Raw genomic sequence first — 8,510 nt, 5'->3', positions numbered from 1 at the left:
CGGGAGGGCGCGGGCGGGGCGGGCGAGGCGAGCCCGGCCCGCGCCCGCCCCCCCCGCGACGGCCCCCGCCATGAAGGGCACGGTGCCGGCCACGAGCGCGTACCCCGCCCGGGGGAAGAGCAGCGCGCCCTCGTGCCCGGGGGTGAGGAGCAGGCAGGGCGGAGTCAGCCCCGCGGCGCCGTCGACCTCCAGAGGGACGGCCGCCCCCGTGGCCGGGTCGATCCGCACGAGGTACGACGCCCCCACCGCACGGCAGCCCGCGGCGAGGCGGCGCGCCGACGGTGCGTCCACCGCGCCGCCCATCGGCACGGGGACCACCTGCCTGTCCCGCAGCCACGCCGGGGCCAGGGCGCCGTCCGCGCCCAGTACCGCCGCCGGGTCGCCCGGATGCGCGGGCGGTCGCTCGGTCATCGCTGCGGATCACCGTGTCCTTTCGTCCCGTGCGCCACCGCGGGCGGCGGCGACGAACCGCGAGTCCGAGGCGTGGAACGTGAACCGCGAGCCGACGGAGAAACGGAAGGTCACCATGTCTGCGGCCGCCCTCCCCGGTTGTCTCCCGCGCCGTCACCGTGCGCCCGAACGAGGGCCGCCCCGGCCGAAGACAGGTTCAGGCCTCGGGTTCCGGACCGGACGACAGCGTACCGAGGCGTCGGGCCTCGGAGTTGAGGAACCCCGTGGCGGCCCGGCGGAACTGTCCGTCGTCGTCGCGGGACTCGAGCAGTCCCGCCTCGACGAGGGCGAGCAGGGCGGCGTGGAGGCCGCGGGAGACGGGGCCGTCCGACCAAAGGAGCCACTTGCTCCGGCTGAACGGGACACCCGGGGTGAACGCCCCGAGACTCACCCCCAGCAGGTAGGCCGCCTGGTCCGAGTCGACCCAGTCGGCCATGGCCACCGGGAACGAAGGCCGCGCCCCCGGCTCCTCCGTCGTCACCGGTTCGTCCACGACTTCCTCGATCCGTCGGTCCATCGGCCGAGAATCGCACACCGGGGCGGTGCCGCGTGGCGGCCGGTCCTCCCGTCACCGTGCGGTGACGAGTCCCGTCTCCCAGGCCCAGGCGGCGATCTCCACCCGGTTGCGGGCGGGCAGCTTGGCCTGGACGTTGCCGAGGTGGGTCTTCACCGTGCCGACCGAGATGGACAGTTCGGCCGCGATCTCCGCGTTGGTGAGGCCCCGGGCGACCAGGCGGACCAGGTCCAGCTCGCGGGCGGACAGCGCCACGGCGGGTTCCCGGCGCGCACCCGCCGAAGGGCTCAGGCGGCGCAGCAGCCGCATGGTGATGGAGGGGCCGACCAGCGCCTCGCCCGAGGCGGCCGCCCGGATCGCCTCGACCAGCAGGGCGGGACCGGAGTCCTTCAGCAGGAACCCGCAGGCCCCCTGCGACAGGGCGCGGTGGACGTACTCGTCGTCGTCGAAGGTGGTGACCACCACGACCTTCGGCGGGTCGGCGACCCCCGGACGGGTCAGGCGGCGCATCGCCTCGAGCCCGTCGAGCCGGGGCATGCGGATGTCCATCAGCACGACGTCGGGCCGGTGCAGCCCGGCCAGCTCCACCGCCTGCACGCCGTCCCCCGCCTCGGCGACGACCTCGATGTCGTCCTCGGCGGCGAGGATCATCGCGAACCCGGTACGGACCATGACCTGGTCGTCCGCGATCAGCACCCGGATCGTCACGCGGCCACCTCGGGGGAGGGCGTGGCGGAGGCGGCGGGGGCCGCGGGCAGGACGACCTCGACGCTCCAGCCGCCGCCCGGCACCGGTCCCGCCCGGAAACGGCCGCCGACCAGCGCGGCCCGCTCGGCGAGTCCGCGCAGGCCGTAGCCGCCGCCCGACGGCTGGGGCGTCCGTCCGTCGTCGACGACCCGCACGGTGACGCGCTCGCCGGAGCGGACCGCCCGGACTTCGACCACGGTGCAGTCGCGGGCGTGCCTGCGGACGTTGGTCAGCGCCTCCATGACCACGCGGTGGACGGTGGTGCCCACCTCCACGGGGAGGTCGTCGAAGGGCCCCTCCAGGACCAGACCCGCCCGTGCGCCTCCCTCCGCGGAGAACCGCTCGACCAGCGACCGCAGTTCGGCGACGCCCGCTGACGGGGCAAGTGGCAGCTCGTCCTCGCCGCGCAGCATGCCGACCATCTTCCGCATGGAGACCAGCGCCTCCGACCCCGCCCGCTCGATCCGCTCCAGCGCCGGCGGCACCAGCTCGGGCCTGCGCCCGGCGATCGCCAGCGCGCCCTGGGCCTGGACCACGATGCCGGTGACGTGGTGGGCGACGAAGTCGTGCAGGTCCCGCGCGAACTCGGCGCGCTGCTCCAGGCGGACCGCCGCCGCCCGGTGCCGCCGGTCCGCCAGGACCAGCCGCCGGGCCACCCCGGCCCCGAGCGCCGCGGTGGTCGCCAGCGCGAGGAACAGGGCCATGAACAGGCCGGTGTCGCTCACCCCGGTCGCCAGGGGCCGCAGCACGATCGCCGGCTGCAGGACCAGGACGCACACCAGGACCGCGTGACGCCGGCCGCGCAGGGTGACCAGGAGCAGCGACGCCAGCAGAGCCGCGGGCTCGGTGAGGCCGAAGGCTTCGTCGGACGTCAGCGGCCCGGTGCCGTCCCCCGCGCCCAGCCGCAGGAACAGCGAGAGGCCCAGTGAGGCCGCCCCCACGAGGCCGGCCGCCCACGGCAGGGCCTTCGCCCCGAGCCAGGGCGACACGGCGACGAGCGCCACGGCCGCGGCGGCGACGAGCAGCTTGACGCCCGCCACGCCCTGCGTGCCGACCAGACCGGCCCGGTGGTCCAGCAGGAGCAGCCCGCTCAGGGCCGCCACCAGGAGAGGGACGAGCACTCGGCCGAAAGTCGTAGCGAGGCGCCGAGGATCTGCCTTTGGCCGGATCCGCCCGGCCGGGTCGCCCGGAAGAGTGGTGCTCGCCGGCGGAGTAATCGAACTGAACACAACTAGGAGCATGTCATGGGCGGCTTCACCATCCGTATCGAGTCCTGGGAGGTCGTGGCGCCCCTCCTGCTCGCCTTCCTGCTGCTGCTCGCCCTGCGGGCCGCACGCGGAAATCCCGGCTGGTCGGCGAGGACCGTGCCGGTCCGGCTGCTCGCGGCCCTCTGGGCGGCGGCCCTCGCCGACCTCACCTGGTTCCCCGTGGTGATGGACCGCGCCCAGAACCTGGCGCCCTGGTACAGCCAGATCCAGCCCGTCCCCGGCCTCGGTCTCCTGTCCGCGGACCCCGGTTTCGCGCTGAACGCGTTGCTCTTCGTGCCGCTGGGCGTCCTCCTCCCGCTGATGACGCGCACGGAGCTGTCGGCGAAGGGCGTGGCGCTGCGCTGCCTCGTGCTCAGCGCCGTGATCGAGCTCACCCAGCTGCTGATGTACGCGCTGTTCGCCAACGGGCGCTCGGCGGACGCCGACGACCTGCTCGCCAACACGCTCGGAGGCGTCCTGGGCTTCCTGCTGCTGCGTCTGGCGCTGCGGTCCACCGTCTCGTCCCGCCTGGTGCGGTCCTTCGCGCTGCCCGGAACGCCGCACGCGGACCGCGGGGACCGCACGGACCGCGGGGACCGCTCGGAGGGCACGGACCGCGCGGAGCCGGAGAACGGCCGCACGGCGCCCGGGGAGCCGGTCAGTCGAAGGTGAGCACCGGCCTGACCGCGCTGCCGTCGCGCATCGCGGCCACCGCCGTCTCGATCTCCTCGAAGGGGAGCGTGGTGACCAGCCGGTCCACCGGGAAGCCCCAGCATCCACGCCCTCGAGGGCAACCACCGGGACGTGACGTACTACGACCGCGGCGGCTGCCGACCCGCCCGGCCGGACGACGCGGCTGTGCCGCCGGGGTGGTGCAACGCCTCGGCGGCGGCCGCCAGGACGGCCTCCGTCACCCGGGCGAGGGCCGGCACGTCCAGCTTCCACTGCTGCCAGTGCAGCGGGACGTCCGTCCGGCGGTCCGGGGCCAGATCCACGAGGCGGCCCGCGCGCAGCAGGGGACGCGCCTGCGGCTCCGGCACCAGGCCCCAGCCGAGGCCGGCGGAGACCGCGTCGTGGAACCCCTCCGAGGTCGGCACGTGGTGCCGCAGCCGCCCCGCGCCCGAGGCGCCGCCGGTGAGGGAGCGCACGAACCGGTCCTGCAGCTCGTCCCGGCGGTCGAACACGATCACCGGGGCCTCGGGCAGCAGGTCCGCCAGGGGGCCGCCCGACAGGTGGCGCCCGGCGAAGTCCGGGCTCGCCACCGGCAGGTACCTGGCCAGGCCCAGCGGGCGGACCGTGCAGCCCGCCACCGGCTCCGCCGAGGACGTCACCGCCGCCATCACCCGCCCGTCCCGCAGCAGGGCCGGGGTGTGCCCCTCGTCCTCGCGGCGCAGCTCGAAACAGATCGGCGGATCCTGCGGCACCCGGGTCAGCGCAGGCAGGAACCAGGTGGCCAGCGAGTCCGCGTTCACCGCGATCGGGACGCGGGCCGGCGTCCCGCTCCCCTCCAGCCCCAGTTCCACGCCCGCGTCCTGCTCCAGGGCGGCCAGCTGGCGGGCGAAGCGCACCACCACCTGACCCGACTCGGTCGCCCGCACCGGCTTGGTGCGGGTCAGCAGCACCCGCCCGGTGCGCTGCTCGAGCGTCTTGATCCGCTGGCTCACCGCGGACGGGGTGACGTGCAGGGCGGCCGCGGCGGCGTCGAAGGTGCCCTCGTCGACGACGGCGAGCAGGGTGCGCACCTGGTCGTGCGGGAGATCGGTCATCACGCCGGCTAATGATAGTTAAGAAACTTCAGCTGTACTGATGACGCCGCACCGCCTAGCGTCGGGTCACGTGAACAGCGGTTTTCTTCCGGCGGCGCTCGCCGGGTTCGGTACAGGTCTCTCCCTCATCGTCGCCATCGGCGCCCAGAACGCCTTCGTCCTCCGGCAGGGGGCGCGCAGGCAGGCCGTCCTCGCCGTCGTCGGCATCTGCTTCCTCTCCGACGCGGTGCTCATCGCGCTCGGCGTGGCCGGGCTGGGCGCCGTGGTCACCGCGTGGCCCGCCGCGCTGACCGCCGTCAGCCTCGCCGGCGGGGTCTTCCTGCTCTGCTACGGAGCGCTGGCCGCCCGCCGTGCGCTGCGGCCGGCGGGGGAGGCGCTGGACACCCGGGGGGAATCGACCGGCTCGGTGCGCACCGCCGTCCTCACCTGCCTGGCCCTGACCTGGCTCAACCCGCACGTCTACCTCGACACGGTGCTGCTGCTGGGCTCCGTCGCCTCCGACCAGGGGTCCCTGCGCTGGGTCTTCGGCGCCGGCGCGATGCTGGCCAGCCTGGTGTGGTTCGCCGGGATCGGTTATGGCGGGCGGCTGCTCGGCGGAGTGCTCTCCCGCCCCCGGGCCTGGCGGCTCCTCGATGCCCTGGTCGCCGTCACCATGCTGGTGATCGGCGGCGCGCTGCTCGCCCGCGCGCTGTAACGGGCGGGCCGGCCGGGCGGTGGGCGCGGCGGCTCCGGAGCGCGCGCTTGGTGAAGCCGACACCCTGGCGCAGGATGGGTGATATGGGCGTCATGCAGAGAAACAGGGTAAATGTCGTCGGCGCCCCCGACGGCAGGGTCGTCATGCTGGCCCACGGCTTCGGCTGCGACCAGAACATGTGGCGGCTGGTGATTCCCCGTCTCGCCCCCCGGTACCGGCTGGTGCTCTTCGACTACGTCGGCGCGGGCGGCTCCGACCTGTCGGCGTGGAACGAGGAGCGGTACTCCTCGCTCGAGGGGTACGCCCGTGACGTGGTGGAGATCTGCGAGGAGCTCGACCTGCGGGACGTGGCCTTCGTGGGCCACTCCGTCAGCTCGATGATCGGCGTCCTGGCCGCCCGGGCGGCCCCGCGGCGGATCACCTCGCTGGTGATGATCACCCCCTCGCCCTGCTACATCGACAAGGACGACTACCGGGGCGGTTTCAGCGCGGAGGACATCGACGAACTGCTGCAGTCCCTGGACGCCAACTACCTCGGCTGGTCGTCCGCCATGGGGCCCGTGATCATGGGAAACCCGGACAGGCCGGAGCTGGGCAACGAGCTCACCGCGAGCTTCTGCGCCACCGACCCGACCATGGCGCGCGTCTTCGCGCAGGTCACCTTCCTCTCGGACAACCGCCACGACCTCCCCGGGGTGCGCCTGCCCACCCTGGTGGTGGACTGCGCCAACGACGCGATCGCCCCACCGCAGGTCGGCGCCTTCGTGCACGCCAGTATCCCCGGCGCCCGGCAGATCACCCTGGACGCCAGCGGCCACTGCCCGCAGCTCAGCGTCCCCGACGCCACCGCCGACGCCATCCTCGACTTCCTGGACCACGAGCGGTGAGCCCCAAGAGCGAGGGGGCCGCCGCCGGAGGGCCGGACGCCGGACGGCCGGACGCCGGAGAGCCGGACGCCGGTGGACCGCCCGCGGACGACGCCGAGGACCTCTACGACTCCGCGCCCTGCGGATACCTCTCCACCCTCATGGACGGCACCATCGTCCGGGTCAACGCCACGCTGCTGCGGTGGGTGGGCGTCGAGCGGGAGGCGGCACTCGGCAGGCGGTTCACCGAGTTCCTCACCATCGGCGGGCGGATCTACCACGAGACGCACTTCGCCCCGCTGCTGCGCCTGCACGGCAAGATCGGCGGCATCGCGCTGGAGCTCAAGGCCGCCGACGGCTCACGGGTGCCCGTCCTGGTGTCCTCCGTCATCAAGTACGACGCCGACGGCATGCCGATGCTGGTGCGCACCACCGTCTTCGAGGCGTCCGACCGGCGAGCGTACGAGGAGGAACTGCTCCGCCAGCGCAAGGCGGCGGAGGAGGCACGCGGCCGGGCGCAGGTGGCCCAGGAGGCCGCCGAGCACGCCCGGCAGGTCGCGGAGCACGCGCAGTGGGAGGCCGAGCAGGCGCAGCGGGAGGCCGAGGCCGCCCGCCGGCAGGCGGACACCGACCGGGCACGGCTCGACGAGGCGTTCCGCGTGCTCCAGGAGGCGCTGCTGCCGCCCGAGCTGCCGGAGGTCCCCGGCCTCGAGCTGGCCTGCCACTACCGGGCCGAGTCGCCGGAGCGGATCGGCGGCGACTTCTACGACGTGCTCGAACTCGGCGACGGCCGGTGGGCCTTCTTCCTCGGCGACGTCAGCGGCAGCGGACCCGAGGCGGCCGCGGTCACCTCGCTGACCCGGTACACCCTGCGGGCGGCGCTCCTCCACGACGGCGATCTGCTGGACGCCCTGACGTCGCTGAACGTGGCGCTGCGCGAGAGGAACGCGAGCGGCGACGGCAGCCTGCGCTACTGCACCGTCGTCGTGGGCCTCGTCGAGCCCGACACCGCCCACCGCGAGGCGCGCGTCCGGCTGGCCTCCGGCGGCCACCCCCCTGCGCTGCTGCTGCGGGCGACCGGCGAGGTGGAGTACCTGCACACGCCCGGCGGCATGCTGGTCGGCATCGCGGCCGAGGCCGACTTCGTGACGACGACCGTCACCCTCGCGCCCGGCGACACCCTGCTGCTCTACACGGACGGCCTCATCGAGGCCCGGACCGGGGCGCGGCCCGGGGAGCTCTTCGACGCGGACGGCCTGTGCGAGTTCGTCCGCGGCCTCGGCCCCAGCGGTGCGCCCCGGCTGGTCGCCGAGATCGAGGCCCTGCTGGACCGCTTCGGTGAGGCCCTCGACGACGACACCGCCCTCCTCGCCCTGGGAGCCCCGGCCGCCACCTCGTGAGCGGGCGGACCCGCCCGGCCGGCCGCGCGCGTCCGGGCGGCGGCGTCCCGCACGGGCCGGTCCGGGGGCTACCGTGCGCCGTCCGCCGTGATCGGGTGGCGGCGGCCGGTGAAGGTGTGGGCCACCCCCGTCTGCCAGCCGGGCAGCGGCAGGGCGCGTACGCCGTCGAAGCCCGCCCGTCGCATCCGGGCGGCGAACTCCGGTGCCGTGTCGAACGCGAGGACGCTGTGCCACAGATGACGGTAGAGCGCCCCGTCGCCGGTCAGACCCCCCAGCGGCATCACGACGCCCCGGCAGACGGCGGACCACACCAGACGATCGGCGCGGCGGCCGCCCAGCGTGTACTCGTGCGCCACCAGGCGGCCGTCGGGGACCAGCAGGTCGTGGGCGCCGCGCAGCACCGCGTCGGGGTCGACGACGTTGCGGAACAGGTAGGCGGCGAAGACCGCGTCGAACGGGCCGTGCGCGTCGTCCGCGGTGAGCTCCTCCGCCGTGGCGTGGACGAACCGCACCCGCTCCAGCCCGCGGCGGCCCCGCGCCCTGGCCAGCATGGCCGACGACGCGTCCGCGCCCACGATCTCCGCCCGCGGGAACGCGGCCGCCAGCGCCGCGGTCGACGCCCCCGTGCCGCACCCCAGGTCCAGCACCCGGCGGCCCGCGCCGCCGTCCGGCAGGGCCAGGCGGCGGGCCGAGCGGCGCAGGTGGGCGTGGTAACCCGGGTTGAGGGCGACCAGACGGTCGTAGGAGTCGGCGCCGCGGTCGAAGGCGGCGGTCAGTTCGGCGTCGTGCAGCAGGGTCATCGATCGGCTCCAAGAGGGCGGGAGGG

At 74.9% G+C, this 8,510-nt stretch carries 9 protein-coding genes and 1 pseudogene; 4 read left to right on the top strand and 6 right to left on the bottom strand.

The annotated features are described in order from the left end of the window. The 4 genes and pseudogenes from ACOV8S_RS30095 to ACOV8S_RS30080 form a co-directional block, all read right to left on the bottom strand. Positions 1-411: pseudogene (locus tag ACOV8S_RS30095) on the bottom strand (hypothetical protein); the annotation flags it as partial. A gap of 196 nt (positions 412-607) precedes the next feature. Continuing rightward, positions 608-967 (bottom strand): hypothetical protein, encoded by a 360-nt coding sequence (locus tag ACOV8S_RS30090; RefSeq protein WP_448321649.1) that lies wholly within the window; start codon positions 965-967, stop codon positions 608-610. Between the two features lie 51 nt (positions 968-1,018). After that, positions 1,019-1,672 (bottom strand): response regulator, encoded by a 654-nt coding sequence (locus tag ACOV8S_RS30085; protein ID WP_448321648.1) that lies wholly within the window; start codon positions 1,670-1,672, stop codon positions 1,019-1,021. Next, positions 1,669-2,832 (bottom strand): sensor histidine kinase, encoded by a 1,164-nt coding sequence (locus ACOV8S_RS30080; protein ID WP_448321647.1) that lies wholly within the window; start codon positions 2,830-2,832, stop codon positions 1,669-1,671. Before ACOV8S_RS30080 ends, ACOV8S_RS30085 begins: the two co-directional genes overlap by 4 nt. A gap of 123 nt (positions 2,833-2,955) precedes the next feature. On the opposite strand from ACOV8S_RS30080, the gene ACOV8S_RS30075 reads away from it, so the two are divergent. Next, the gene (locus tag ACOV8S_RS30075) at positions 2,956-3,630 is read left to right on the top strand and encodes a VanZ family protein (RefSeq protein WP_448321646.1); all 675 of its coding nucleotides are present in this window, start codon (positions 2,956-2,958) and stop codon (positions 3,628-3,630) included. Positions 3,631-3,770: 140 nt separating this feature from the next. Here the strand turns inward: ACOV8S_RS30075 and ACOV8S_RS30070 are convergent, their stop codons facing one another. Beyond that, on the bottom strand, positions 3,771-4,724 hold the full coding sequence (locus ACOV8S_RS30070) for a LysR family transcriptional regulator ArgP (RefSeq protein ID WP_448321699.1): 954 nt from the start codon (positions 4,722-4,724) through the stop codon (positions 3,771-3,773). Between the two features lie 70 nt (positions 4,725-4,794). Between ACOV8S_RS30070 and ACOV8S_RS30065 the strand changes: the two genes are divergently transcribed. The 3 genes from ACOV8S_RS30065 (at position 4,795) to ACOV8S_RS30055 (ending at position 7,684) form a co-directional block, all read left to right on the top strand. Continuing rightward, positions 4,795-5,418 carry a LysE/ArgO family amino acid transporter gene (locus ACOV8S_RS30065; protein WP_448321645.1) on the top strand — a complete coding sequence of 208 codons (624 nt, stop codon included), beginning with the start codon at positions 4,795-4,797 and terminating at the stop codon, positions 5,416-5,418. A gap of 83 nt (positions 5,419-5,501) precedes the next feature. Continuing rightward, on the top strand, positions 5,502-6,305 hold the full coding sequence (locus ACOV8S_RS30060; RefSeq protein ID WP_448321644.1) for an alpha/beta fold hydrolase: 804 nt from the start codon (positions 5,502-5,504) through the stop codon (positions 6,303-6,305). Then, complete coding sequence (locus ACOV8S_RS30055) at positions 6,302-7,684, top strand: PP2C family protein-serine/threonine phosphatase (RefSeq protein ID WP_448321643.1); 1,383 nt, start codon at positions 6,302-6,304, stop codon at positions 7,682-7,684. The genes ACOV8S_RS30060 and ACOV8S_RS30055 overlap by 4 nt, the downstream gene beginning before the upstream one ends. Before the next feature lie 68 nt (positions 7,685-7,752). Here ACOV8S_RS30055 and ACOV8S_RS30050 read toward each other — a convergent pair whose 3' ends face one another. After that, positions 7,753-8,484: a methyltransferase domain-containing protein gene (locus ACOV8S_RS30050; protein ID WP_448321642.1), complete on the bottom strand. Its 732-nt coding sequence runs from the start codon at positions 8,482-8,484 to the stop codon at positions 7,753-7,755. Positions 8,485-8,510 lie beyond the last annotated feature (26 nt).

The sequence above is a fragment of the Streptomyces sp. CO7 genome (assembly GCF_053474865.1).
The sequence above is the reverse complement of the archived record's forward strand: the minus strand, read 5'-3'. Positions and strand labels throughout refer to the sequence as shown.

Coding starts and splice junctions, on each gene's coding strand:
- ACOV8S_RS30060 (WP_448321644.1), top strand. CDS start 5,502: ATGGGCGTCATGCAGAGAAACAGGGTAAATGTCGTCGGCGCCCCCGAC.
- ACOV8S_RS30070 (WP_448321699.1), bottom strand. CDS start 4,724: ATGACCGATCTCCCGCACGACCAGGTGCGCACCCTGCTCGCCGTCGTC.
- ACOV8S_RS30075 (WP_448321646.1), top strand. CDS start 2,956: ATGGGCGGCTTCACCATCCGTATCGAGTCCTGGGAGGTCGTGGCGCCC.
- ACOV8S_RS30050 (WP_448321642.1), bottom strand. CDS start 8,484: ATGACCCTGCTGCACGACGCCGAACTGACCGCCGCCTTCGACCGCGGC.
- ACOV8S_RS30090 (WP_448321649.1), bottom strand. CDS start 967: ATGGACCGACGGATCGAGGAAGTCGTGGACGAACCGGTGACGACGGAG.